The organism is Nioella sp. (genome assembly GCF_965215655.1).
In the GTDB taxonomy this organism is placed as follows: Bacteria; Pseudomonadota; Alphaproteobacteria; order Rhodobacterales; family Rhodobacteraceae; genus Nioella.
Map to the genome: position 1 here is coordinate 2,756,096 of NZ_OZ244111.1, position 23,905 is coordinate 2,780,000.

The following is a 23,905-nucleotide window of genomic DNA, read 5'->3' on the forward strand; positions in this document are numbered from 1 at the left end:
TCAGCCCTTCAGCTTGGGGGCCAGGTCGGCCAGGGATGTGAGGATTTGGCCCAGGTAGGGGCGCAGGCGGTCGGCCTTCTCGGGGGCATAGGCCCAACCGGCGGTTTCATCGACAAGATGCGTCGATTGCGCCAGTTCCATCTGGATGGCGTGGAAGCCTTCAGCGGGGCGGCCATAGTGGCGCGTTGTCCAGCCGCCCTTGAAACGGCCGTTCAGCACATGGGTGTAGCCCGTTGCCCCGGCACAGATGCCCAGAACGGCGGCCTCGATCTCGGGCGTACAGGTGGTGCCGCCATTCGTCCCGATGTTGAAATCGGGAAGCAGCCCGTCGAAGAGATGCGGGATCACGGACCGGATCGAGTGACAATCATAAAGGATCGCGACGCCATGTACTGCGCGCACCCGCTCCATCTCCGCCTGCAAGGCGGCGTGATAGGGCGTATGGAACGCCTTACGTCGCGCCTCGACTTCTCCCTCGCGCGGCGGATCGGCCCAAATGGGCGCGCCATCGAAATCCGTCAATGGTACCAGCCCGGTGGTGTTCTGCCCCGGATAAAGGCTCGCGCCGGAGGGATCGCGGTTCGCATCCACCACGTATCGGTGGAAGGTCGCGCGCACGGTGGTGACACCGGGCAATAGCCCGTCATAGAGCCGTTCGATATGCCAGTCCGTATCCGACAGCTCCCGCCCCCGCGCATTCAGACGCGCGTGGATGTCGTCAGGCGCGAAGGTGCCGGTATGGGGCAGGCCAAGAATAACGGGGCCATCGCCCTGTTGAACCTCAACCGGGGTCACGCCGCGCCCTCCAGTTCCGGCAGGTCCAGCCCGTCGCACAAAGCGCCAGAGGCCACCATTTCGCCCGCCGCCTCAAGGTCCGGCGCGAGGTACCGGTCCTCCTTGATCGTCGCCACCCGCGCCCGCAAACGCGCCAGCACCCCTTGCAGGGCAACACTGGTCACCAGCGGCGCGCGGAATTCCACGCCCTGCGCCGCGCACATCGCTTCGACCCCAAGGATACGCGAGAGGTTCGCATTCATCCGCGCCAGCCGCCGCGCGCCATGGGCGGCCATGCTGACATGATCCTCCTGATTGGCGCTTGTCGGGGTGGAATCCGTGCTGCAAGGGTTGGCCAGATGCTTGTTCTCGCTCATCAGGGCCGCCGTCGTCACCTCGGCGATCATGAGGCCGGAATTCAGCCCCGGCGCAGGCGTCAGAAAGGGTGGCAGGTCAAAGCTCAGCGTCGGGTCCACCATCAGCGCGACACGGCGTTGTGCGATGGCCCCGATCTCCGACAGCGCGATCGCAATCATGTCGGCGGCGAAGCCCACGGGCTCCGCATGGAAGTTCCCGCCCGAAACGATGCGTCCTTCGCCAAGCAGCACCAGCGGGTTGTCGGTTACCGCATTGGCCTCGATCCGCAGCGTCCCGGCGGCCATGCGCAGTAGGTCCAGTGCCGCCCCCGTCACCTGCGGCTGGCAGCGGATACAATAGGGATCCTGCACGCGGGTGTCGCCCTCGCGGTGGCTTTCGCGGATTTCCGATCCGTCCATCAATGCCCGCATCGCGGCGGCGACCTCGATCTGGCCGGGCTGACCGCGCAGCGCGTGGATTTCCGCCAGAAGCGGCGCGGTGGAGCCCATGATCGCGTCGGTCGACAGTGACGAGACCGTGATCGCCGCCCGCAGGTTGGCCCATGCGGTGAAGAGCCCGACCAGCGCGCAGGCAGTGGAAAACTGCGTGCCGTTGATCAGCGCCAGCCCCTCCTTGGGGCCAAGACTGACCGGCTCCAGCCCGGCGCGAGCCAGTGCCTCGCCCCCTGGCAGGGTCTGGCCGTCGAACACGGCCTCTCCCTCGCCCATCATCGCCAGCGCCATATGGGCCAGCGGCGCAAGGTCGCCCGACGCCCCGACCGACCCCTGTTCGGGGATCACCGGCGTCACGCCCTTGGCAAGCATCCCCTCAATGAGCCGCACGGTGGCCGGCGCAACACCAGACGCGCCACGGCCCAAGGATAGCAGCTTCAGCGCCATCATCAGCCGCGCGGTTTCCTCCTCCAGCGGCTTGCCCACCCCGCAGGCATGGCTGCGGATCAGGTTCCTTTGCAGGGCAGCCGTGTCCTTGGCCGCGATCTTGATCGAGGCGAGTTTGCCGAAACCGGTGTTGATCCCGTAAACCGGGTCTTCTCCGGCGGCAGCCTTCTGCACCTCGGCATGGGCGGCCTCGATGGCCGGAAAAGCGGCAGGGTCCAGCGCCGGGGTCGCCCCGCGCCACACCGCCTCCAACTGCCGCAGCGTCGCCGCGCCCGGGGTCAGGATCATGCCGCGATCTCCCCACCGATCCAGCGTTCGTGAAGCGGGTTGAAGCCGAAGCGATAGGCCAGTTCCGCCGGCTGCCTGACGTCCCAGACCGCCAGATCGGCGCGATTGCCCGCCGCGATCTGCCCGCAATCGGAAAGCCCGAGCGCCTTGGCCGCGTTCACCGTTACGCCCCTCAATGCCTCCTCCGGTGTCAGGCGGAAGAGCGTGCAGCCCATGTTCACGGCCAGCAGGAGCGAGAACATCGGCGACGATCCGGGGTTCGCATCCGTCGCCAGCGCCATCGGCACGCCATGGGCGCGGAAGGCGGCGACGGGCGGCATCTGGGTTTCGTGCAACGTATAGAACGCGCCGGGCAGCAGGACAGCCACGGTGCCCGCATCGGCCATCGCCTGCGCATCAGCCTCGGTCGCGTATTCCACGTGATCCGACGACAGCCCGCCATAACGCGCGACCAGTTCCGTGCCACCCAGATGAGAGAGCTGCTCGGCATGGAGTTTCACCGGCAGGCCGAGCGCCTTGGCCACGTCGAACACCCGCTCGATCTGCGCGGGCGTGAAGGCGATCCCCTCGCAGAAGCCGTCCACCGCATCGACCAGCCCCTCCGCATGGGCCTGATGCAGCGCGGGGATGCAGACCTCGTCGATATAGGCATCGGCATCGGCCCCCGGCGGCACCGCATGGGCAGCGAGGAAGCTGGTGACGATCCTGACCGGGCGATGCTGTTCCAAGGCCCGCGCTGCGCGCAGCATGTTCAGTTCCGTCTCAATGGTCAGACCGTACCCGGACTTCACTTCGACGACGCTCACGCCCTCCGCCAGCAGTGCGTCGAGCCGTGGAAGCGCCAGCGCGACCAACTCCTCGACGCTTGCAGCGCGGGTGGCCGTCACCGTTGACAGAATACCCCCACCTTCTCGCGCAATCTGCTCATAGCTCGCGCCTTGCAGCCGCAGCTCGAACTCCCGCGCGCGGTCGCCCGCATGGACCAGATGAGTGTGGCAGTCAATCAGTGCGGGCGTAATCAGCCGCCCGCCCATGTCGCGCGCCTCCGCCTTCGGAGCGTCGGACCGAGGCCCGACCCAGGCCAGCTGGTCGCCCTCCAGCAGCACCGCCCCGTCGGGGATCAGCCCATAGGGTGCGCCCTCGCCCATCGTGGCCACCGTCGCGTTCACCAGAAGCATGATCGACTCATTTCGCTTGATTAATCCCTGTGTGAAAGCATTATGTATGCACATATTCGAGTCAAGCAGGGATTTGACCATGGAACATGTCTGGGCCGAAACCGCACTGACCCCAGAAGGCTGGCAGAGAAACGTGTTGATCGCGGTTCACGAAGGCCACATCGCCAGTGTCACGCCGGGGGCCGAGCCGCAGGGGGCCCGCGTAGGCTGCCTTCTGCCCGCGCCCGCGAATGCCCATTCCCACGCCTTTCAGCGTGCCATGGCCGGGCTGACCGAACGCCGCGGCCCCGATCCGCGCGATACGTTCTGGACCTGGCGGCAGCTGATGTTCCGCTTTCTGGACCGGATCACGCCCGAACAGGTGCAGGCGATCGCGGCTTTCGTGCAGATGGAAATGCTGGAGGCGGGCTATGCCACCAACGTCGAGTTTCACTACCTGCATCACCAGCCCGGCGGCGTGCCCTATGCGCGGCTCTCAGAACTCAGCGACCGGATCGCGGCGGCGGCGGATCTCTCGGGGATCGGGCTGACCCTGCTGCCGGTATTCTACCAGACCGGCGGGCTCGACGGGCGGGGGCTGACCTCCGGTCAGCAACGCTTCGGCAACGACGCGGAGCGCTTTGCCCGGTTGGCCGAGGAGGCCAGAGCGCGCATCGCGACTGGTCCCGCCGACTGGGGTTTCGGGATCGCGCCCCATTCGCTGCGCGCAGCGCCAGCCGGGGCGCTCGCCGAAGTGATCGGGCTGGCACCGGAAGGACCGATCCACATGCATCTGGCGGAACAGAAAGCCGAGGTGGAGGAGGTACTGGCCACGACCGGCAAACGCCCCGTCGAATGGGTGCTTGATACGCTCGCCCCAGACCACCGCTGGCACTTCATCCACTGCACCCAGATGGAGCCGCATGAGACCGAGGGCCTCGCCCGGTCCGGCGCCACCGCCGTTCTTTGCCCGTTGACCGAGGCGAGCCTTGGGGACGGCATTTTCGACGGGGTCCGCTGGATGGATGCGGACGGGCGGATCGCCGTGGGATCGGACAGCAATATCCGCATCAGCCTGGCCGAGGAGCTGCGCCAGCTCGATACCAGCCAGCGCCTGCGTGATCATTCCCGCGCCGCGCTGGCAACGCCCGCGTCTTCTACCGGGCGCAGGCTGTTCGACGCGGTCAATCAGGGTGGCGCGGGTTCGGCAGGGCGGCAAACGGGCGCGCTTGCCCCCGGCACCTGGGCCGATATGCTGGCGCTTGACATGACCCACCCGGACCTTGACGGCATGACCGGCGACACCATCCTCGACAGCTACATCTTCGCGGGCGATGACCGCATGGTCCGCGATGTCTGGTCGGCGGGCCGCCACATGGTGCGCGAGGGCCGCCACGTTCAAAGGGACGCCATCGAAACCGCCTACAGGGCAGCTGTCAGAACCCTTCGGGCCGCCACATGAGCGATACCAACACATGGCAGGGTGTGCAGGACGAGGTGCGCCGCCGTATCCGCGCCCGCCAGTGGAAACCCGGCGACCTGATCCCGAACGAGGCCGATTTGGCCGCCGAATTCGGCTGTGCGAGGACCACGGTGAACCGGGCGCTTCGGGAACTGGCCGGGGCCGGTCTGGTGGAACGGCGCCGCAAATCGGGGACGCGCGTGGCGCTGCACCCGGTCGGCAAGGCGGTGATTGAAATCCCCGTCATCCGGCAGGAAATCGAAGGAAGCGGCCAGCGTTATGGTTATGCGCTACTGACCCACGGCACCGCCCGCCCGCCCGCGCGCGTGGCCTATGCGCTCGGGCTTGGCGAGGCCGCCCGCACCCTGCATCTCTCCGCCATTCACCTGGCCGACGGTGTTCCTTATGTTCTGGAAGATCGCTGGATCAACCTTGCCGCCGTCCCGCAGGCGGAACACCATGATTTCAGCCGCAAAAGCGCCAATGAATGGCTGCTGGAAACCGTCCCGGTCGCACGGGGGGAACTGGCGATCTCGGCACAGCCCTGCGGCCCGGACGAGGCCCGCGCGCTGGATGTCACCGAAGGCACGCCACTTCTGACACTGGAACGCAGCACATGGGGCCTTGACGCGCCGGTGACATTTGTCAGGCTCTGGCACATGCCCGGTCACCGGATCGTGTCGCCTATTGCCGGTTGAGCGTCGGATTGCGGGTTTGACCTGGGCCCGCGCGCCGGACATCCTGCGCCGGGGTGGGAGGAACGCGCGATGAGTGGTCACACAACAGACACGGATATCAACGAGGCTGCCCTGCGCCCGCCGGAACAGGTCATGCGGCTGGCGCGTCTTGGGTCGTTGCACCAATGCAGGCTCAGCTTCATGCGTCAACTGACCCGAAGGCTGGCCCGCGAAGACTGGCAGTTCACGCGCACGGCGTTCGAGGTTGATGCCAGTGGTGTGGGCCATGCGATCTATACCGCCACGGGGCCGGAGCGAAGCTATTCCCTGATCGCCTTTGCCCATGACCTGCCCGATCACCTGCGGTCCGACCGGGTGATTGCCGAGGCGTGGGACGCGACATTCGCGCTGTTTGATGGCGTGCCGGACCGCGCCGATATCGCCCGGCTGTCCCGAAATGTGCCGGTGCAGGAAGCAGGTCGCATAAGTGAAAGCGAACTCTCCCTTTCCCGAGCCAATCGGTCAGTCCGCCTGTGGACACATGTGGTGGATCGGCTCTCGCAGGGCCTGCAACCCGACCCGCAGATGATCGCGGAAGTGGGGTATCTGATGCGCACAACAGCCGTTTACGGCTCTGGCAAGTTCGGCGCGGCCGACCGCGAGGTGATCGCCGACCGCCCCGAAATGGCCACCCCCTTCCAGGCGGAAATGCTGTCAGTCTACCTGACCCGCTGGTTCGTGCGGGACATGGTGGAGCATATGGCGCGGGTGCAGGGCGGCGAGAGCGCGGTGTCGCTGGACCCCATCCTCGCGCGCCGCCTCGGGATTGGCAATTCCACCGGGCTTGGCATGGCGCCGTTCCTCGTCAATCACCCGATGCTGGTGAACAACTGGATACTGGTGCGGGAAACGGCGCTGGCGCGGGTCCGCGCCCTGCCCTCCGCCTCGCCCGATGCCGTGGCACTGTTCCGTGACCTTCTAAGCCGCAGCGTCGCCGCGGTTCAAAGCTGGCGAACCGAACATCCGATTCAACTGGCGAGACTTGCGGACCTTAGGGCCGATCTGTCACGCCTGCTGCCGCATGTCGCGGACGAGCTCGACGCCGATCATCCTTGGGACAAGCTCCATGTATGGGCCGAAGGCAATCTGTCCTTTGAGGGGCAGGAATTTCTGGTCTCGCTAATGCTGGAACCCTATGGCGACATCATCGACGGTCTCGGCCCCTGCATGGCTGCCGTGGAACAGGCCGGGTTCCGCATTGACGGGTCCATGCCGCTAAATCGGGTCAAGGCCCTGATCGAACAGCAGTTTCCATGGGCGCTGGAAACGGACTGGAACAGCCGGGAGGCCACCGCGCGGGCCTGGTACGTGTCGGAAGAAAAGCTCGAACCCCGGCTTGGGCAGCGCCATGAGGAACCGATTGCGCCCTATGAACAACCCCTTGCACCGGGGCGCGATGCGGCCCTGTTGCACGCCGATCTCGGCGACTGGCCCGGTGACACCCCGCTTGCCGCCTTCCTTCTGAAACATCCCGAACATCGCCACAGCGCCCGTCGTGTCCAGATCGCCGCCAAAGCCCCCTATGGAGAGATCCGCAACAACACCATCGGGGCGGATATGCTGCCCATTGACATGCTGCGCGCCAAGCTGTCCTTCTTCGGCGCGACCAGCTTCGACCCCCGGTCCGACCGCTGGATCCGCATCACCATGTTCGCGGGTGCCCCCTACCCGCCCGAGCTGACCGAGGACCACGCGGATTTCTGGGTGTATCCAGAGGCAGGTGCATGAGCCTGTCCCTCAACGAGACAGAGAGCCTCGCCAAGACGGCGGCAAAGGGCGCGGGGCTGTGCTGGGGCATGGCCGAAGAGGCCGCCAAGGCGACCCGGTGGCTCTGCGCGCGCGGCATTGACGCCGGTGATCCGCTGGTCGCGCTGCTTTTCCGCCATGATGAGGAAGGCCATGCCCAAGCCGGGCCGGAGCTTATGGATGGCGATTGGAGAGGGGCTGAGGGCTGGCTTTGCCCAGTCGCCTGCGGGGCTGTGCTTTCCGATCTCGGACCGGCTGCCCCGCTGCCGCTGACCCTGACGCGCGTGGCCCTGCCGGTCTTCCTGTTGCCCTTTGCCGCCCGCCTTGCACTGGACCTTGGCCACCCCATCACCCTGTCCTGGGACGGCGGCCATGCGGTTACCGATGGCGACTCCATGTCTGTGGACACCCCGCCGCCCATGTCGGACGTGACCCTGACGCTCGGCGGTCCGATACCGGCCCAGCCCCCCCACAAGACACGCGCCGAGTCCGACCAGATGATCCTGGTCTCGCTCGGCATATACGCCGCCCGCACCCGCGCGCCCGCGACCGAGGCCTCGCGCCTTGCCGGGGCCGTGGCGGGCCTGACAGACAATGATTGAGGAGAGAGAGATGTCAGACACCCGCACCATGACCCTGGACGAGATCGAGGATCTCTCATTCCGCGCCCTTGTGGCCGCTGGCACCAGCCCTGAGAATGCCCGCCCGCTGGCCATCGCCACGGCCGCGACAGAGGCCGACGGAGTGGCAAGCCATGGCCTCGCCTATATCCCGATCTACGCGGAACATGTGCAGTGCGGAAAGGTGGACGGAAACGCCAAACCCGTCATGGACATCCCGCGCCCCGGCGTCATCACGGTGGATGCCGCCACCGGCTTTGCCCATTCCGCCATCGACATGGGGTTTGGCGAGTTGATCCCGCTGGCCCGCGAACAGGGCATTGCAGCGCTGGCCATCCGCAACAGCTACAATTGCGGGGTTCTGGGCTACCACACGACCCGGCTGGCCCAAGCCGGGCTGGTTGGCCTGGGCTTCACCAACGCGCCCGCGTCGATTGCACCCTCGGGCGGCTCGAAACCGGTTGTGGGGACAAACCCGTTCTCGCTTGCGGTGCCCGGAACGGATGGCCAGCCCGCCATCATGATCGACCAGTCGGCCAGCACCATCGCGAAAAGCGAGGTCATGAAACACGCCCGCGAGGGCAAACCGATCCCGGTCGGGTGGGCGCTGGATGCAGATGGCAACCCGACGACGGACCCGGAGGTGGGCTTGAAAGGCTCCATGGCACCGTCAGGCGGCTACAAGGGGGTTGGCGTGGCGCTGCTGGTGGAAACCATGGCGGCGGCGCTGGCGGGCGCGACGCTTGGCAAGGATGCCTCGCCCTTTTCCGGAACGGCAGGTGGGCCACCCAAAACCGGACAGTTCTTCATCGCCATCGACCCCGGAGCGACATCTGGCGGCGGCTTTGCAGATCGCGTCTCGGCGCTCACCGATGCCATCCACGCGCAGGATGGTGCCCGCCTGCCCGGGGATGGACGCAAATCGAAGCGGGTCAAGGCGGCGATCGAGGGCGTTGCGGTCAGCACGGCGACTTTGGCGCGGATTGAAGCTCTGTTGGGATAACACCTAAGCTGGAAAACTCTTCCAGAAGAGTTTTCCAGCCTCAGTCCTGGCAGAATTTTCCGGAAAATTCTGTTTCACGGCCTGCGAAGGATTTTCTGGAAAATCCTTCTTGGCTGTCAGCGTACCGGAAAGATCACATTGGTCTGACCGGTGCCGGAACTGGGGAAGTATTCCGTGACCACCTCGCAAGGCCTGTCATAGCTGTCCCAGCCAAGCGCGCCATAAAGCATCGCCGTGTCATGCATCGACCCCTCGCCGCAGCAGAATTGCGCATAGTCCGGCAGCATCTTCAGGAAGGTCGCGTGATCGCCACGCTGCCACATCTCCAGCACATGCAAGTCCATCTGTCGGTTGAACTCGGAGCTGATGGTAAAGGTCCCGTTATTGGCGGCATAGTCCTTGTTGGCCCAGATCTTGTGGCTGAGCGAGCCCGACGCAACCAACAGCACCTTGCTGTCCGAGGCTTCAACAGCGGCACGAATGGCCTCGCCCACAACGCGGCTTTCCTGATGGTCGTGCACCGTGCACCAGGCCGCGACTGAAACCACTTTCATCTCATGTTCCCGGCTCATGAAGCGCATGGGCACAAGCGTGCCGTATTCGAGTTCCAGGCTGTCGAGGTGATGGGCCAGTGTATGAACCCCGCGCGCGCTGGCCTCCGCCGCAATCGCGTCGCCAAGCGCCGGGTTGCCGCCATAGCCATAGGGCAGGTTCTGGATGAACTGCGGAAACTCGTTCGAGGTGAAGAGCCCTTCGAAGCGGGTATTTGCGTTGATGTGGAACCCGGCGTTTATCACCCAATGGGTGTCGCATATCACCACCGTGTCTGCCCCCAGCGCCTTTGCACCGCGGGCGATCTCCCGGTGCCCGTCGATGGCCGCCTGCCGCTTGCCCTGGATAGGACCCTCCTGCTCGGACATGAGCATGGTGGGCACATGGGTCATCTTGGCGGCGAGAACGATCTCTCCCATCTCTTTCCTCCCCTCTTATGCGCCGAGGCGCGGGATGCGGTGCTGACCCGTGGCCAGGCCGATATGTTTCTGCTCCATGTAAAACTCGAAGCTCCAGTCCCCGCCGTCGCGCCCGATGCCAGAGGCCTTCACACCGCCGAACGGGGTCGGCAGGTGGCGCACGTTTTCCGAGTTGACCCAGATCATCCCCGCCTCCAGCTTGTCGGTAAAGCGCAAGGCGCGGCTCAGGTCATTGGTCCAGACATAGCCCGTCAGACCGTAAGGGATGTCATTGGCGATCTGCAGCGCCTCGTCCTCATCCGCGAACCGGATCGCGGTCAGGACCGGGCCGAAGATTTCCTCCTGCGCGATGGCCATGGCGTTCGTGGCCCCGGTGAAAAGCGTGGGCTGCACGAACCAGCCGGAATCCCCCTCCCGCGCGCCACCCGCCGCGATCTCCGCGCCCTCGGCGCGGGCCTTGTCGAAATAGGAACAGACCTTGTCGAAATGGGTCTTGTGGATGAGCGGCCCCACTTCGGTAGCGGGATCGAGCGGGTTGCCCACGCGGATGTTTCTCACCCGCGCGGCGAGTTTCGACAGGAAGTCGTCGGCCACGCTGTCCTGGATCAGCAGCCGCGAGGACGAGGTGCAGCGTTCGCCATTCAATGAATAGATCATGAAGATCGCCGCATCGAGCGCCCGGTCGAGATCCGCATCCTCAAAAACCACCACCGGGTTCTTGCCCCCTAGCTCAAAATGGACGCGCTTGAGCGTGTCGGCCCCCTGTTTCATGATCATTGAGCCGGTTCTGGACTCGCCCACGAAGGCAATCGCCTTGATATCGGGGTGTTCGGTCAGGGCCTTGCCCGCATCCTCGCCGAACCCGTTCACAAGGTTCCAAACGCCGGGCGGCAGGCCCGCGTCCTCCGCGATCTCCATCAGGATGCGCGCGGTCACCGGGCTGAACTCGGCAGGTTTGTGCACCACGGTGCAGCCGGCCGCCAAAGCGGGCGCGATCTTCCAGGTAGACAGCATGAAGGGCGTGTTCCATGGCGTGATCACCCCCACGGGGCCGATGGGCACGCGTGTCGTGATGTTCATCAGCGTGGGCGAGGGCAGCGCCTGCCCGTCGCGGGCGCTTGGCGCGCGATCTGCGAAGAAGCGGAAGTTTTCTGCGCCGCGAAGGGCCGCCTTCGACATGAAGCGATAGGCTTGCCCCGTGTCCCAGCACTCGCAGAGCGCGATTTCCTCGGCCCGGGCCACGATGCCGTCGGCGATGCGGTGCAGGATCGCCTTGCGTTCGGTCGCGGCCATGTCGCGCCAGGAGTGAAAGGCGGCTTTCGCGGCCTTGGCCGCCGCGTCCACGTCTTCAGGCCCCGACCGCGCCACGCGGCAGATGAAGCTTTCATCCACCGGCGTATGGTTGTCGAATGTCGCGCCCGAAACGGCGGGCCGCGCTTCGCCGCCGATCTGGTTCAGAACGCCCGCGTCGCGGAACCGGGCGAGATAGCCCTCCAGCTTGGCCTTGTGCGTGGTGAGGTCCGTCATGGCAGCTCCTTCGGCAGGTGGTCGCGGATCGTGCCCGTTTTGGGGCTGAGATCGGGGTCGATGTCGCGCATCTCGAACGAGAGCGCGACGGAATGGATCGCCATGACCGGGGCAAGGAACGCCTCGGCGGCGGCGAAGATATGGGCGGTAGCGGCGCGTTTGGCGTCGTCAGGACGTCCGGCCCTCAGGCGCAGGCTGATATCGACATAGCCATGCTGCGGGTCACCATCGGCGATACTGACATGGGTTGCGCGGATGGCGCGCACGCGGATGCCGGGCATGGGGAGAATGCCGGTTTCAATCGCAGCCAGCCGCAGAGCATCGCAAAGTGCCGCGATATCGGCGCGGTCTTCCATGTTGGGCGAATAATCGACGGTGATATGTGGCACGTCGGCCTCCCGTTATTTACTTGCTTTGTTAAGCAATTATATGGAGGAAGTCAAGCCAGATCTTATGCATTCCCTCTGATCCGGGCTGGAAGCAGTTTCGAAACCGCTTATTTAAGGGCCTTCGAAGGCCCTTCCCCCGCCAGGATCAAGCCGTTTATCCCGTCATGCCAGGCCACGCGCCCGCCAATCATCGAAGATCTCAAGCGCCCTTGTGGCAAATGCCTCATCGTTGATATGGGCGTCGACCTCTTCCAGCCGCACATTTGCGGGGCAGCTTGCGCGCATCTCCTCGCAGAAGGCCGCGAGGCCATCGGGATTGTGCAGGTCTGCGCCGGGCCGGTCCCATTCGCCGCATCCGCCAAGGGGCAACAGCAGCACGGTCTCGCCCTTCGCCTCCGCCAGCGCCCGGCCATGGGCGCGGGCGACCATGCGCACCCCCTCTGCATCCAGCACCACCGAAGTGATCAGCCGGTTATGCGCGTGGCTTAGCAGATCGGCCCATTTCTCGGGGATGCCCCGCCATCCGGCCAGGTCCACCAGGTCATAGCAGCCGGTCGAGACCAGTTGCGGAATGCCCGCCTTGCCAGCATTTGTCAGCCGGTCGGCCCCGGCGGTCACGTCCGAGCCGTGGGTGTGGTTGCCGAGCTCCTGCGTGCAGAAATCGAAAACGGCGGCGAAAGCGCCCTGCGCGGCCAGGGATTCAAAGGCGCGCCCACCCATCCCGGTGGCGTGAAACACGGCGACCTCGTATCCGCGCGCCTCCAGTTCCGGCTTCAGGTAGACCATGTATCGCAGCGCCGACTTGCCGAGGCTGGTCATGCCGATGAGCGGCTTGGACCGGTCCGGCGCCTCCACCGCTCGCGCCGCCCCCAGAACCGCGCCCGCCGCCTGGCTGAGCGAGGATTTGCAGACCGAGTTCAGCCCGTAAAGCCCCCCGGCCCACAGGATCATCTGGATATCCGCGGGCAGCCGTTCGGCAGGGATCAGCGTGGAGAAGGCCACCGTCGAGACAATGTATTTCGGCACGCCAAGCGGCAGGGCGCTGCACAGGTCGAGCGCCAGGTCCGTGCCCATGGAGCCGCCCAGAACCACCACCCCGTCGAACCGCCCCTCAGACCAGAGCGTCGCCGCCAGTGCTGCCGACCCGCGCGCCATGATCTGCATGGCGGTATTCTCATCGCCCGACGCTATCGCCGCGTCGATGCTGGACCCACCCGCCTCGGCCACGTCATGCTTGGAAATATCCGTGGGATGCGACGGGTCGCCCAGAACCGACACATCAATGGTCAGCACCCCCCCCCCCTGCGCGCGGATGCGGTCGGCCATGTAGTGCAGTTCGTCGTCCTTGGTGTCGTAGGTGCCCACCACCAGAATGGTCTTGTCGGCCATTTTTCCCCCGCTCACAGCTGAATCCACGCGGTTTTCAGGTTCTCGTATTTCGTCAGCGCATGCAGCGACTTGTCGCTGCCATTGCCGGACTGGCCCACGCCGCCCAGGGGCACGGTCAGGTCCGACCCGCCATAGGTGTTCACATGCACCACGCCCGCGCGAATGGCCCGGATCATCCGGTGCGCGCGGGACAGATCGCGCGTCCAGACACCGGAGGAGAGGCCATAGTCGGTGCCATTGGCCAGCCTAATGGCCTCCTCCTCCGTGCTGAAGGGCGTCACCGCCAGAACCGGGCCGAAAACCTCGTTCTGCGAAAGGCTCGTGTCGGGCGAAACCCCGGCCATCACCGTGGGCGCCATGTAGGTGCCGCCGGTTTCAGGCAGGATGCGCCAGCCGCCGGTCAGTCTTTGCGCGCCCTCCGCCTCGGCCTCCTCCACGAAGCGCAGGTTCTGCGCCATTTGCCGTTCCGAATGCACGGCGCCGATCTGGGTCTCCAGCGACAGCGGATCGCCGACCTTGAAACTTTCTGCCGCCACGACCAGCGCCGCGACGAAGTCGTCATGGATGCTCTCCTCCACCAGCAGGCGCGAGGCCGCGACACAGACCTGCCCCGCATTGCGGAAGATCCCCGCCGCCGAGACCTTGGCCGCCGTGGCAAGGTCCGGGGCGTCAGCAAAGACCAGGTTGGGCGACTTGCCCCCAAGCTCCAGGAAACAGCGCTTGAGATTGGACCGCGCGGCATAGTCCAACAGTCGCCGCCCCGTCGCGCCCGAACCCGTGAAGGCCAGCACGTCGATGCCCATGGAAAGCCCCATGGCCTCGCCCACCACAGGGCCTTCGCCCGTCACCACGTTCAACACGCCCGGCGGCAGCCCGGCCTCCAGCGCCAGAGCCGCGATGCGCAGGAGCGTCAGCGAGGCACTTTCCGCCGGTTTCAGCACGACAGAGTTGCCAGCGGCCAAGGCTGGCGCCAGCTTCCACGCGCCGATCATCAGCGGAAAGTTCCACGGCACGATGGCGCCGACCACCCCCACCGGTTCGCGATGCACGAGGCCGAGCACGTTCTCAGCCGTCGGTGCGATCTCCCCGTATTGTTTGTCTATCGCCTCGGCATAGTAGCGGATTGTCGCCGCTGCCGACCCGGCCTCGGCCTTGAAGGCCATGTTGATCTCTGTCCCGTTCTCGCGCACGCCCATGACCGCCAGCACCAGCGCCTCGGCCTCGATCAACTCGGCCCATTTCAGCATGACCTTCTTGCGCGCGGCAGGGGGCTGGCGCGACCAGCGCCCGTCCTCGAACGCCGCCCGCGCCGCGTCAACCGCGCGCGCCACATCCGCGCCAGTGCCCCGCGCCAGCGTTGTCAGCACGCGCCCGTCAATCGGTGAGGTCGTGTCCATAACGCCCCCGTCCGAGGCGGGCACCACCTGCCCCCCGATAAGGTGCCCCTGCGCGGGAACCGGCTGCGCGCGCAGCTTGTCGATGCTGGCCTGATCCATGGCTTACCTCGTGTGGGAATCGTGAATGTCGTGGTCGGGCTCTTCCACCCGCGCCCGGTGTTCCTTGACCAGCGTGCGGATATGCAGCCCGATGACCAGCAGGATCGCGCAGAACAGGAGGAAGGCGATCGGCCGGTCGATCATGTCCCAGGGCGTGCGCACCCGCGCCATGGCGCTGCGCAGCTTCACTTCCATGATCCCACCCAGAACCATGCCCAGAATAATCGGCACCACCGGCAGGTTGAGCCGTTTCAGGATCAGCCCCAGCACCCCGAAGGCGCTGGCGATCGCACAGTCGGTAAAGGAGTTGCGCAAGGAGTAGACCCCCACGAAACTCAGCGTCAGAATCACCACACCCAGGAACCGCGTCGGCACCTGGATGATCTTGGTCAGCAGGTTGGTGGAAAACATCAGGAAGCCAAGCACGATGACGTTCAGCAGCAGCATCACGATATAAAGCGCCACCACGAAATCCATGTCGTTCTGGAAAAGCCCCGGCCCCGGCACCACGTTATGCACGTAGAAAACCGACAGCATCATCGCGGTGAGCGCCTCGCCGGGAATGCCTAGCGCCAAAAGGGGGATCATCGCGGCCCCCGGCACCGCGTTATTGGCCGCCTCGGACGCGACAAGCCCCTCGGGACTGCCCTTGCCGAACTCCTCCGGCGTCTTCGAGGAGCGCCGGGCGTAGGTGTAGCTCAGGAACTGGGCGGTGAACTCACCCACGCCAGGGATCATCCCCATCAGCACCCCGAAACCGGACGACACCGTCGCCACCCGCTTGAAGCGGAATAGCTCTTGCAGGCCGGAAAAGAGGCTCCCCTCCACCCGCTGCGCTTTCGGCGCATCGTCCTTGTCCACCAGCAACATTAACGCCTGGGAAATGGCAAAAAGTCCCAGCACCACCACGATCAGATCAAAGCCCGAGGCCAGCCAGCTTTGATCGAAGGCATAGCGGCGGGAATAGCGCACCGGCTCCAGCCCCACGGAATTGAGGAAGATGCCGAAACTGGCCAGCATCCCGGCTGCAAAGACCTGCCCCCGATGCGCCAGCACGACAAGGATGATGCCCAGAAGCGCGGCGAGGAAAATCTCGCGGCTGCCGAACATGGGCGCGATCCAGGCCAGCACGGGCGACAGGAAGATGAGGCACAGGATCGACAGCACCCCCCCGAAAAAGGATGCCGAATAGGCCAACGACAGCGCCCGCCGCGCCTGCCCCTTCTGCGTCATCGGATAGCCGTCATAGGTGGTCAGCGCGTTCACCGCCGTGCCGGGCGTGTTGATCAGGATCGCCGGGATCGCGCCGCCATACATGGACGAGCCATAGATGCCCAGAAGCACGGTCAGCCCCACGATGGGATCAAAGCTGAAGGTCGCGGGCAGCAGGATGGCGATGGCCACCGCCGCGCCGACACCGGGAATGGCGCCGATGATGACACCGCCGATAGAGCCCACCAGAAGGGCCAGAAGCACATCGAGCCGGGCGAGCGTGTCAAGGCTTGAAAGGAAAAGGTCCATCACCGGGCCTCAGAAATAGGTCAGCATGAAGGTGGACAGCCCGTCAGGCAGCAGAAGATAGAGCTGCCCGCCCGGCAGCCGCACCTGAAGGAAAGTCCGGAACAGCAGCACGATCCCCAGCCCGGTCGCCAGCGCGGCCCCGATCATGCGCCCGTCGCGATATCCCATGCGCAGCGTCAGCGCGCCCATGAAGAGAAGCGTCGCCAGCAGGTATCCCGCCCAGGGCACCAGCCAGACATAGGCCAGGAACCAGCCGACGAATTCCAGTGACCGAAGCCATGTGCCAACTTCCGGCCAGCGGCCCGGAATGCGGTCAGACGCGACCGAACTCAGGAAATGCAGCGCGCCGAATCCGGCCATGCCGAAGACGCCCACAGCCGGCCAGAACCGGGGCTGCGCGAACAGCTGCTGGCCGTTGGCCCAGATCGTCTGGGTCTGTAACTGGCTGGCCAGCCAAAGGGCAAAGAGCAGAAAGATGGTGGCAAAGACCAGATCCCCCGGCCTCCGATACCGTTTGAACATCTGTTGGAGAGTCTCGAACCGCCCCATCCGCACGCGCCCCAATTTTGTTCCAACAAAATTGCGGATCGGCCCGGAGAGGCCGATCCTTTACATCGTTCAGTCGAGCATACCCGAAATCGTGCCGAGCGTCTCGATGTCCGCCTGAATCTGCGCCGTCGCCTCGGCGGCATCCTGCCAGTAGACCAGCGCGCCGGTTTCTGCCGCCAGGGTTTGCGCCCGCTCGCTCATAACCGTGGCCTGCGCCACCTCCGCGATCCGGTCACGCACCTCTTGCGGGGTATCACGATGCACGAACAGCCCGTTCCACAGCGCCACATTGAGCGACGGGTCAAGCTCTGCCACCGTGGGCGCGTCCGGCGTCAGGCTGATGCGCTCCGCCCCGATCGAGGCCAGCACGTTCACGCTGTCGAGACAAGGAAGGATCAGCTGCAGCGTGGTGTTGATCACATCCGCATCGCCCGAGGCCAGCGTGTTGCAATCCAGCGCATCGAAAGCCGCGTCAGAGGCAAAGCCGAAACCCTGGCTTTCCGCCAGCGCCATCGTCACCCGCGTCGGCACAAGTGGTGCGCCGAAATGGCCAAGCGTCACGTCATTGTCCTGCGCATGGGCGGCCAGCTCTTCCATGGTGGAATAGGGCGCATTGGCGCTGGCCGCGATCACGAAAGGATAGGTCAGGAAAATGCCAATGGGTTCGAACGGATCGGGGCTAAGCTCCGGAATGCCCAGGTTCGGCCCCACGGTCGGGATCGCGATGATGAAGGAGCCGATGGTGTAGCCATCCGCCGGGGCCGTCGCCACGGAAATCGCGCCGGGGAAGGGGCCACCACCGCCGCCCGGACGGTTCACCACCGCCGCCGGCACGCCATAGGCTTCCTGGAAGTCCTCCGCGATCATCCGCGTCAGCACATCCTCCAGGTCACCCGGCGGCCAGGGCACCACGAATTCAACCGGGCGTTCGGGGTAATCGGCCGCTGCCAGCCCGCCCAGGGCCACCGTCGCCAGGGCCGCCGCGCAGACGGTCTTGAGCATTGTCTTCATATTGCACTCCCTGATGTATTGGTTCATTATTCAAACCATTGGTTCAAAAACAGCTTGCATTGCGAACCAATCCCCGTCAATCCTTTTCGCAAAGCGCGGCTCCGACGCCGCAGGGAGGCCCCATGTCCACGATCGCAAAGGCGATGGAATTGCTGGAATTTTTCTCGCTCGACCGGCCCGAGATCGGTCTGAGCGACTTCCACCGACTCGCCCGTCGCGACAAGGCGACGACCTTCCGCCACCTCTCGGCGCTCGAATCGGCGGGGCTTCTGGAACAGAACCCGGCCACCCGCGCCTACCGCATCGGCCCTGCCGTCCTGCGCCTCGCCCATATGCGCGAGGTGACCCTGCCCCGTCGCGCGGGCCTGCGCGTGGCCCTGCCCCGGCTGGCCGAGGCCACGGGCGAAACCGCGCATGCCTCGCTGCTCGATGCCACCGGGCTGACCACGCTCGCCCATCACGAGGCCCCGCAGCATTCGGCGCGTGTGGTGCTCCATGAATCGCACCTGCCACTGCATGCCACCGCTTCGGGCATTGCCGCGCTGGCCTTCGGGGGCGAAGACATCATGCACCGCGCGCTTGCCGCCATGCCCGCCTATACCGAGACCACCGCCCGCAGCCCCGAAGACCTGCAAGCCGCCGTGGCCCGCGCCCGCGCCAGCGGGATTGCCATCTCGAACCAGACCTTCGAGACCGGCGTCACCGGCTTTGCCGCACCGCTTTTCGACAGCACCGGCATCGCCGGGGCCGTGGCCGTGGCGGCGGTGTCCTCTCGCGTAACGACGGAGTTGCAGACCCTCATCCTCACCGAACTCATGAACGCAGCCCAGACCATCAGCGCAAACTGGGGCGGCACCATCCCGCCCGCGCTTGCCGCCGCATGGGCTGACGCCGCTGCACCGGAGATAGCGCCATGAAAGACTCGAACTTCCTCAAGGAAATGAACGCCCGCCACCTGTGGCACCCGATGGCGCATCCCGCCGACAGCATGGCCCACCCGCCACGCATCATCACCGGGGCCGAGGGCGTGCGCATCCGCGATATCGACGGGCATGAAACCATCGACGCCGTGGGCGGCCTGTGGAACGTCAACCTCGGCTTTTCCTGCCAGCCGGTGAAGGACGCCATCGTCCGGCAACTCGACGTGTTGCCCTATTATTCCACCTTCCGGGGCACCTCGAACGATGCGGCGATCGAACTGTCCGTGATGCTGGCCGACTTCTTCGCCCCAGACGGGCTGACCCGCGCCTTCTACACCTCGGGCGGATCGGACAGCGTGGAGACAGCGCTGCGTCTGGCGCGCCAATATCACAAGGTGCGGGGAGAGCCGGGGCGCACCAAGTTCCTGAGCCTCAAGAAAGGCTATCACGGCACCCATTTCGGCGGTGCCTCGGTGAACGGCAACGCCAATTTCCGCACCCAGTATGAACCGCTCCTGCCCGGCTGCTTCCACATCCCGGCCCCCTACCCCTACCGCAACCCGTTCGGGGAAACCGACCCGGAACGGCTGGCGCAGCTTTGCGCGGCGGCGCTGGAGGACGAGATCGCCTTCCAGGGCGCGGGCACCATCGCCGCCTTCATCATGGAACCGATCCTCGGCGCGGGCGGCGTCATCGTTCCGCATGACAGCTTCATGCCGATGATCCGGGACATCTGCGACCGCCACGGCATCCTGCTCATCGCCGACGAGGTCATCACGGCCTTCGGGCGCACCGGGGACTGGTCCGGCAGCCGCCACTGGGGCGTGCAGCCCGACATGATGTGCACCGCCAAGGCCATCACCAACGGCTATTTCCCCTTCGGCGCGGTGATGCTGTCCGACAAGGTCGTCGAGGCCTTCGAAAGCGATGACACCGGCGGCGGCGCCATCGGTCACGGCTACACCTACTCCGGCCACCCCGTGGGCGCGGCCGCCGCCATCGCCTGCCTTAACGAGACGATCCGCCTCGATGTTCCCGCCAACGCCGCCGCCCGCGGCGCACAGCTCTTCGCGGGGGTGCAGAGGCTCATGGATCGCCACGAGATGATCGGCGACGTGCGCGGCGGCCACGGGCTCATGACCGCGATCGAGCTGGTCTCTGACCGCACCGCGAAAACCCCTGACAAGGCAATGCCCGCCAAGGTGCAGGAGGTCGCATACGACCACGGTGCCATGGTTCGCGTCTCGGGGCCCAACATCATCATGTCCCCGCCGCTGATCCTCTCCGAAACAGATGTCGGCACAATCCTTGCCGCCCTGGACGCGGGCTTCCGGTCGCTCTGATTGCCTTCTTCTTTGCCCCAATACCCCCGCCGGAGGCATCCCTCGGCAGAAACAGGCACCGCCCCCTGCCCCGGCACACAGACCTTACAGATATCCCGTGGCAACGCGGGCCGACGATCCCTCCCGCAAGGGAGGGTGAGGAGGCCCGCTCCCGGGTCGGCGCCGCAGGCGGCGAAACCGCTTTCGGGTCAGCCCTCCAGCCCGTGCAACTCTTCCAGAAGGTCCAGCAGTTCCTCCATCCGCTCCGCCCCGTAGCGCGCGGTCAGCGCAGCAAAGAGCGCCTCGGCCTCCGGCAGGTGGGTCCGGATCAGCCCGCGGCCCTTGTCGGTCACACTGACGATGGATTTGCGCCGATCCGCCCTGTCCGCCTTGCGCGACAGCAGCCCCTCGCCCTCCATCGTCTTCAGAATCCGCGTCAGGCTCGACAGCAGAAGGCAGGCCCGCGCCGCCAGCGCGGTCTGTTCCATCGGGCCTTCCTCGTCCAGCACCCGCAACACGCGCCATTTCTGCTCATTGATGCCGCTTTGCGCCAGCATCTCGCGGATCGGACCCATCACGGTTTCGCGCGCGCGCAGCAGCGCAATCGGCAGCGATCGGCTGGTCCGGCGGATTTCGGGACGATGTGAACGGTCGGAGCTTGTCATGAGTCCAGTTACCCCGGTTTTCCCTCAAGGCTCAAGCCGCATGACGTCACAGGGCAACGCCCTTGCGCTCGGCCACATGCGCCGCGATGGCCGCCTTGTAAAGCGCCCTGATGCGCGCCGTCACCGGTCTTTCGCCAGACCCTATGGGCTTTCCATCAATCGAGGCCACCGGCGTCTGCGCCCCGAATGTGCCGGTCAGGAAGGCCTCATCCGCGCCATAGGCCTCGTATAGCGAGTAATTCTTCTCGCGCACCGGGATGCCATTGGCACGGCACAGGTCGATCACCTTCTGACGCGTCACCCCGTTCATGCAATAATCGCCTGTCGAGGTCCAAACCTCGCCCTTCCTGACGATGAAGAAATTGCAGGCATTGGTGGTGTTCACGAAGCCATGGGGGTCGAGCATCAGCGCCTCATCCGCCCCGGCCGCTTCGGCCTGCAGGCAGGCAATGACGCAATTCAGCTTGGAGTGACTGTTGAACTTGGCATCCTGGCTATGCGGCAAGCCCCTGACCTGCGGCACGGTCGCCAGCCGAATGCCCGCCGATTGCAGCCGCTCCACCGGCTTGGAATGCTCCATGATGATTACCAGCGTCGGCCCCGACCGGCTGAGCGAGGGGTGCTGGAACGGCTTCACCTTCACCCCACGGGTCAGCATCAGCCGGCAATGCACATCGGTCGTCATCCCGTTGGCCTCAGCGGTCCGCCGCAGCGCCTCGGCCACGCCCGCCCGATCCATGCCGGGGTCGAGGCTGACCGCCTTGCAACTGTTAAAGAAGCGATCCATGTGTTCGTCGAAGAAGGCCCAGACCCCATCGTAGAGCCGCATACCCTCCCACATGCCGTCCCCCAGCATGAAACCCGAATCGTAGACCGAGACCTTTGCCTCATCCCGATGAACGATCTCTCCATTCACGTAGATCCGGACATCGCGGTTGCGAAGATCCTCTTCCGCGTCATGGGTGGTGGCATGGCTGTCGGTCATTCTGATGTCGTCCCCGGTCTTCTGGCATAGTGTCGCCATAGGGGCGTGACTGGCCCGGATTGGCAAGCCTGATTCAGGTTTGGCGCGTTCTTCCACAGTGCTTCCACCGCGGTAGTGCGAACGCAAGAAGCCCTGCGATTGCGGGGCGTAACGTGATTGTTTTGTGTGTTTATTTTGGTTGCGGGGGTAGGATTTGAACCTACGACCTTCAGGTTATGAGCCTGACGAGCTACCGGGCTGCTCCACCCCGCGCCACTTGCCCGGATATTGTTTTGATCTGGGCTGAGTGTGGTATCGTTTTCGAGAGATTTGGGTTTGCTTGTTAGGTTTGGCGGTGACCTACTCTCCCACGTCTTGAGACGCAGTACCATCGGCGCAACGGTGCTTAACGGCCGAGTTCGGGATGGGATCGGGTGTTTCACTCGCGCTATGACCACCAAACCGAACAAGCAAACCCTGTTTTCCCCTTTTTGATCGGGGGAAAGGGTCAAACATCTTCATCCAGGTCAAGTGACTGTTTGTGTTGGTGTAGTTTCTGCTTTTGATTGATTGTAGGGCCATGAAGTCTGGCTTCTACTGGATCAAATCAAGCCTATCGGGCCATTAGTACCGGTCAACTGAACGCATTGCTGCGCTTACATCTCCGGCCTATCGACGAGGTGGTCTACCTCGGCCCTCAGGGATACCTTGTTTTGAGGGGGGCTTCCCGCTTAGATGCCTTCAGCGGTTATCCTTTCCGATCATAGCTACCCTGCACTGCGGCTGGCGCCACAACAGGTCCACCAGTGGATCGTTCACCCCGGTCCTCTCGTACTAGGGGCAACTCCTCTCAAGTATCCTACACCCACGGCAGATAGGGACCGAACTGTCTCACGACGTTCTAAACCCAGCTCACGTACCTCTTTAAACGGCGAACAGCCGTACCCTTGGGACCTGCTCCAGCCCCAGGATGAGATGAGCCGACATCGAGGTGCCAAACGGTGCCGTCGATATGGACTCTTGGGCACCATCAGCCTGTTATCCCCGGCGTACCTTTTATCCGTTGAGCGATGGCCCTTCCACTCGGGACCACCGGATCACTATGGCCGTCTTTCGACTCTGCTCGACTTGTCAGTCTCGCAGTCAGGCTGGCTTCTGCCATTGCACTCAACGAGCGATTTCCGACCGCTCTGAGCCAACCTTCGCGCGCCTCCGTTACGCTTTAGGAGGCGACCGCCCCAGTCAAACTACCCACCACGCAGGGTCCCGGACCCGGATAACGGGCCGCGGTTAGACTTCAAGCAGAGCAAGGGTGGTATCTCAAGGGAGGCTCCACAGGAACTGGCGTTCCTGCTTCGAAGCCTACCACCTATCCTGCACATGCTGTGCCTGAAGCCAGTGCGAAGCTGTAGTAAAGGTGCACGGGGTCTTTCCGTCTAACCGCGGGAAGCCTGCATCTTGACAGGCAATTCAATTTCGCTGAGTCGATGTTGGAGACAGCGGGGAAGTCGTTACGCCATTCGTGCAGGTCGGAACTTACCCGACAAGGAATTTCGCTACCTTAGGACCGTTATAGTTACGGCCGCCGTTTACCTGGGCTTCAATTCGGAGCTTGCACCCCTCCTTTTAACCTTCAGGCACCGGGCAGGCGTCAGACCCTATACGTCGTCTTGCGACTTCGCAGAGCCCTGTGTTTTTAGTAAACAGTCGCCACCCCCTGGTTTGTGCCCCCAGCTCCAAGTTGCCTTGGAACCGGGCCTCCTTCTCGCGAACTTACGGAGGTATTTTGCCGAGTTCCTTCAACATCGTTCTCTCAAGCGCCTTGGTATTCTCTACCAGTCCACCTGTGTCGGTTTAGGGTACGATCTCATGGAGGGCTATTTCCAGGAACCCGTTGGCTGCCCACACAATCCGATAAGTGTGAACAACGGCTCAGATCCGTCACATCCTCCTGGCCCAGGAATATTAACCTGGTTCCCATCGACTACGCCTTTCGGCCTCGCCTTAGGGGTCGGCTTACCCTGCTCAGATTAGCTTTAAGCAGGAACCCTTGGACTTTCGGCGACAGGGTCTCTCACCCTGTTTGTCGCTACTCATGTCATCATTCTCGCTAGTGATCACTCCACCGGATCGCTCAC

At 64.6% G+C, this 23,905-nt stretch carries 20 protein-coding genes, 1 tRNA gene and 2 rRNA genes (1 of these 23 only partly in view); 7 read left to right on the forward strand and 16 right to left on the reverse strand.

Going from position 1 to position 23,905, the window contains the following annotated elements; all coding sequences use genetic code 11:
* Genes hutG through hutI form a run of 3 tightly spaced genes read right to left on the reverse strand, consistent with a single transcriptional unit; the run spans window position 1 to window position 3,496 of the window.
* Window positions 1–795 (reverse strand): N-formylglutamate deformylase, encoded by a 795-nt coding sequence (hutG, locus tag ACOOEX_RS13700; RefSeq protein ID WP_420395351.1) that lies wholly within the window; start codon window positions 793–795, stop codon window positions 1–3.
* Window positions 792–2,318, reverse strand: coding sequence for a histidine ammonia-lyase (hutH, locus tag ACOOEX_RS13705; protein ID WP_420395352.1), 1,527 nt, complete (start codon window positions 2,316–2,318; stop codon window positions 792–794). The genes hutG and hutH overlap by 4 nt, the downstream gene beginning before the upstream one ends.
* Window positions 2,315–3,496 carry an imidazolonepropionase gene (gene hutI, locus ACOOEX_RS13710; protein ID WP_420395353.1) on the reverse strand — a complete coding sequence of 394 codons (1,182 nt, stop codon included), beginning with the start codon at window positions 3,494–3,496 and terminating at the stop codon, window positions 2,315–2,317. The genes hutH and hutI overlap by 4 nt, the downstream gene beginning before the upstream one ends.
* Window positions 3,497–3,575: 79 nt before the next feature.
* Here hutI and ACOOEX_RS13715 point away from each other — a divergent pair, with 79 nt between their 5' ends.
* The 5 genes from ACOOEX_RS13715 (at window position 3,576) to ACOOEX_RS13735 (ending at window position 9,043) form a co-directional block, all read left to right on the forward strand.
* The gene (locus ACOOEX_RS13715) at window positions 3,576–4,937 is read left to right on the forward strand and encodes a formimidoylglutamate deiminase (RefSeq protein WP_420395354.1); all 1,362 of its coding nucleotides are present in this window, start codon (window positions 3,576–3,578) and stop codon (window positions 4,935–4,937) included.
* A complete protein-coding gene (locus tag ACOOEX_RS13720; RefSeq protein WP_420395355.1) occupies window positions 4,934–5,635 on the forward strand; it encodes a GntR family transcriptional regulator in 702 nt (233 codons plus the stop codon). Before ACOOEX_RS13715 ends, ACOOEX_RS13720 begins: the two co-directional genes overlap by 4 nt.
* 69 nt (window positions 5,636–5,704) lie before the next feature.
* Entirely contained in the window at window positions 5,705–7,402 is a 1,698-nt protein-coding gene (locus tag ACOOEX_RS13725; RefSeq protein ID WP_420395356.1) for a hypothetical protein, read from the forward strand.
* Entirely contained in the window at window positions 7,399–8,022 is a 624-nt protein-coding gene (locus ACOOEX_RS13730; RefSeq protein ID WP_420395357.1) for a DUF3726 domain-containing protein, read from the forward strand. Before ACOOEX_RS13725 ends, ACOOEX_RS13730 begins: the two co-directional genes overlap by 4 nt.
* Before the next feature lie 10 nt (window positions 8,023–8,032).
* Window positions 8,033–9,043: an Ldh family oxidoreductase gene (locus ACOOEX_RS13735; protein ID WP_420395358.1), complete on the forward strand. Its 1,011-nt coding sequence runs from the start codon at window positions 8,033–8,035 to the stop codon at window positions 9,041–9,043.
* 116 nt (window positions 9,044–9,159) lie between these two features.
* Here ACOOEX_RS13735 and hpaD read toward each other — a convergent pair whose 3' ends face one another.
* From hpaD to ACOOEX_RS13775, 8 genes are all read right to left on the reverse strand, one after another.
* Window positions 9,160–10,014 carry a 3,4-dihydroxyphenylacetate 2,3-dioxygenase gene (hpaD, locus tag ACOOEX_RS13740; protein ID WP_420395359.1) on the reverse strand — a complete coding sequence of 285 codons (855 nt, stop codon included), beginning with the start codon at window positions 10,012–10,014 and terminating at the stop codon, window positions 9,160–9,162.
* Between the two features lie 15 nt (window positions 10,015–10,029).
* Entirely contained in the window at window positions 10,030–11,541 is a 1,512-nt protein-coding gene (gene hpaE / locus ACOOEX_RS13745) for a 5-carboxymethyl-2-hydroxymuconate semialdehyde dehydrogenase (protein WP_420395360.1), read from the reverse strand.
* A complete protein-coding gene (locus ACOOEX_RS13750; RefSeq protein ID WP_420395361.1) occupies window positions 11,538–11,930 on the reverse strand; it encodes a 5-carboxymethyl-2-hydroxymuconate isomerase in 393 nt (130 codons plus the stop codon). The genes hpaE and ACOOEX_RS13750 overlap by 4 nt, the downstream gene beginning before the upstream one ends.
* Window positions 11,931–12,092: 162 nt before the next feature.
* A complete protein-coding gene (locus ACOOEX_RS13755; RefSeq protein WP_420395362.1) occupies window positions 12,093–13,319 on the reverse strand; it encodes a Tm-1-like ATP-binding domain-containing protein in 1,227 nt (408 codons plus the stop codon).
* A gap of 11 nt (window positions 13,320–13,330) precedes the next feature.
* Window positions 13,331–14,815: an aldehyde dehydrogenase gene (locus ACOOEX_RS13760; protein ID WP_420395363.1), complete on the reverse strand. Its 1,485-nt coding sequence runs from the start codon at window positions 14,813–14,815 to the stop codon at window positions 13,331–13,333.
* Between the two features lie 3 nt (window positions 14,816–14,818).
* Window positions 14,819–16,336 (reverse strand): tripartite tricarboxylate transporter permease, encoded by a 1,518-nt coding sequence (locus tag ACOOEX_RS13765; RefSeq protein WP_420395364.1) that lies wholly within the window; start codon window positions 16,334–16,336, stop codon window positions 14,819–14,821.
* A gap of 9 nt (window positions 16,337–16,345) precedes the next feature.
* On the reverse strand, window positions 16,346–16,858 hold the full coding sequence (locus tag ACOOEX_RS13770; RefSeq protein ID WP_420395365.1) for a tripartite tricarboxylate transporter TctB family protein: 513 nt from the start codon (window positions 16,856–16,858) through the stop codon (window positions 16,346–16,348).
* Window positions 16,859–16,954: 96 nt separating this feature from the next.
* On the reverse strand, window positions 16,955–17,896 hold the full coding sequence (locus tag ACOOEX_RS13775) for a tripartite tricarboxylate transporter substrate binding protein (protein ID WP_420395366.1): 942 nt from the start codon (window positions 17,894–17,896) through the stop codon (window positions 16,955–16,957).
* Window positions 17,897–18,018: 122 nt separating this feature from the next.
* On the opposite strand from ACOOEX_RS13775, the gene ACOOEX_RS13780 reads away from it, so the two are divergent.
* On the forward strand, window positions 18,019–18,813 hold the full coding sequence (locus tag ACOOEX_RS13780; RefSeq protein ID WP_420395367.1) for an IclR family transcriptional regulator: 795 nt from the start codon (window positions 18,019–18,021) through the stop codon (window positions 18,811–18,813).
* Window positions 18,810–20,159, forward strand: a complete 1,350-nt coding sequence (locus tag ACOOEX_RS13785; protein WP_420395368.1) for an aspartate aminotransferase family protein — start codon at window positions 18,810–18,812, stop codon at window positions 20,157–20,159. Before ACOOEX_RS13780 ends, ACOOEX_RS13785 begins: the two co-directional genes overlap by 4 nt.
* A 188-nt stretch (window positions 20,160–20,347) precedes the next feature.
* Here the strand turns inward: ACOOEX_RS13785 and hpaR are convergent, their stop codons facing one another.
* The 5 genes from hpaR to ACOOEX_RS13810 form a co-directional block, all read right to left on the reverse strand.
* The gene (hpaR, locus tag ACOOEX_RS13790) at window positions 20,348–20,803 is read right to left on the reverse strand and encodes a homoprotocatechuate degradation operon regulator HpaR (protein WP_420395369.1); all 456 of its coding nucleotides are present in this window, start codon (window positions 20,801–20,803) and stop codon (window positions 20,348–20,350) included.
* Window positions 20,804–20,849: 46 nt separating this feature from the next.
* Window positions 20,850–21,788, reverse strand: a complete 939-nt coding sequence (locus tag ACOOEX_RS13795; RefSeq protein ID WP_420395370.1) for an aminotransferase class IV — start codon at window positions 21,786–21,788, stop codon at window positions 20,850–20,852.
* Between the two features lie 175 nt (window positions 21,789–21,963).
* Window positions 21,964–22,040 (reverse strand) — tRNA-Met (locus ACOOEX_RS13800).
* Between the two features lie 74 nt (window positions 22,041–22,114).
* Window positions 22,115–22,229: ribosomal RNA gene (rrf, locus tag ACOOEX_RS13805) — 5S ribosomal RNA — on the reverse strand.
* A 141-nt stretch (window positions 22,230–22,370) separates the two neighbouring features.
* Window positions 22,371–23,905: ribosomal RNA gene (locus ACOOEX_RS13810) — 23S ribosomal RNA — on the reverse strand (it continues 1,293 nt past the right edge of the window).

What these genes read in the sequence shown, in the direction of transcription:
- hutH (WP_420395352.1), bottom strand. Translation starts at nt 2,318, where the DNA reads ATGATCCTGACCCCGGGCGCGGCGACGCTGCGGCAGTTGGAGGCGGTG.
- hutI (WP_420395353.1), bottom strand. Translation starts at nt 3,496, where the DNA reads ATGCTTCTGGTGAACGCGACGGTGGCCACGATGGGCGAGGGCGCACCC.
- ACOOEX_RS13715 (WP_420395354.1), top strand. Translation starts at nt 3,576, where the DNA reads ATGGAACATGTCTGGGCCGAAACCGCACTGACCCCAGAAGGCTGGCAG.
- ACOOEX_RS13720 (WP_420395355.1), top strand. Translation starts at nt 4,934, where the DNA reads ATGAGCGATACCAACACATGGCAGGGTGTGCAGGACGAGGTGCGCCGC.
- ACOOEX_RS13725 (WP_420395356.1), top strand. Translation starts at nt 5,705, where the DNA reads ATGAGTGGTCACACAACAGACACGGATATCAACGAGGCTGCCCTGCGC.
- ACOOEX_RS13730 (WP_420395357.1), top strand. Translation starts at nt 7,399, where the DNA reads ATGAGCCTGTCCCTCAACGAGACAGAGAGCCTCGCCAAGACGGCGGCA.
- ACOOEX_RS13735 (WP_420395358.1), top strand. Translation starts at nt 8,033, where the DNA reads ATGTCAGACACCCGCACCATGACCCTGGACGAGATCGAGGATCTCTCA.
- hpaD (WP_420395359.1), bottom strand. Translation starts at nt 10,014, where the DNA reads ATGGGAGAGATCGTTCTCGCCGCCAAGATGACCCATGTGCCCACCATG.
- hpaE (WP_420395360.1), bottom strand. Translation starts at nt 11,541, where the DNA reads ATGACGGACCTCACCACGCACAAGGCCAAGCTGGAGGGCTATCTCGCC.
- ACOOEX_RS13755 (WP_420395362.1), bottom strand. Translation starts at nt 13,319, where the DNA reads ATGGCCGACAAGACCATTCTGGTGGTGGGCACCTACGACACCAAGGAC.
- ACOOEX_RS13760 (WP_420395363.1), bottom strand. Translation starts at nt 14,815, where the DNA reads ATGGATCAGGCCAGCATCGACAAGCTGCGCGCGCAGCCGGTTCCCGCG.
- ACOOEX_RS13765 (WP_420395364.1), bottom strand. Translation starts at nt 16,336, where the DNA reads ATGGACCTTTTCCTTTCAAGCCTTGACACGCTCGCCCGGCTCGATGTG.
- ACOOEX_RS13770 (WP_420395365.1), bottom strand. Translation starts at nt 16,858, where the DNA reads ATGTTCAAACGGTATCGGAGGCCGGGGGATCTGGTCTTTGCCACCATC.
- ACOOEX_RS13775 (WP_420395366.1), bottom strand. Translation starts at nt 17,896, where the DNA reads ATGAAGACAATGCTCAAGACCGTCTGCGCGGCGGCCCTGGCGACGGTG.
- ACOOEX_RS13780 (WP_420395367.1), top strand. Translation starts at nt 18,019, where the DNA reads ATGTCCACGATCGCAAAGGCGATGGAATTGCTGGAATTTTTCTCGCTC.
- ACOOEX_RS13785 (WP_420395368.1), top strand. Translation starts at nt 18,810, where the DNA reads ATGAAAGACTCGAACTTCCTCAAGGAAATGAACGCCCGCCACCTGTGG.
- hpaR (WP_420395369.1), bottom strand. Translation starts at nt 20,803, where the DNA reads ATGACAAGCTCCGACCGTTCACATCGTCCCGAAATCCGCCGGACCAGC.
- ACOOEX_RS13795 (WP_420395370.1), bottom strand. Translation starts at nt 21,788, where the DNA reads ATGACCGACAGCCATGCCACCACCCATGACGCGGAAGAGGATCTTCGC.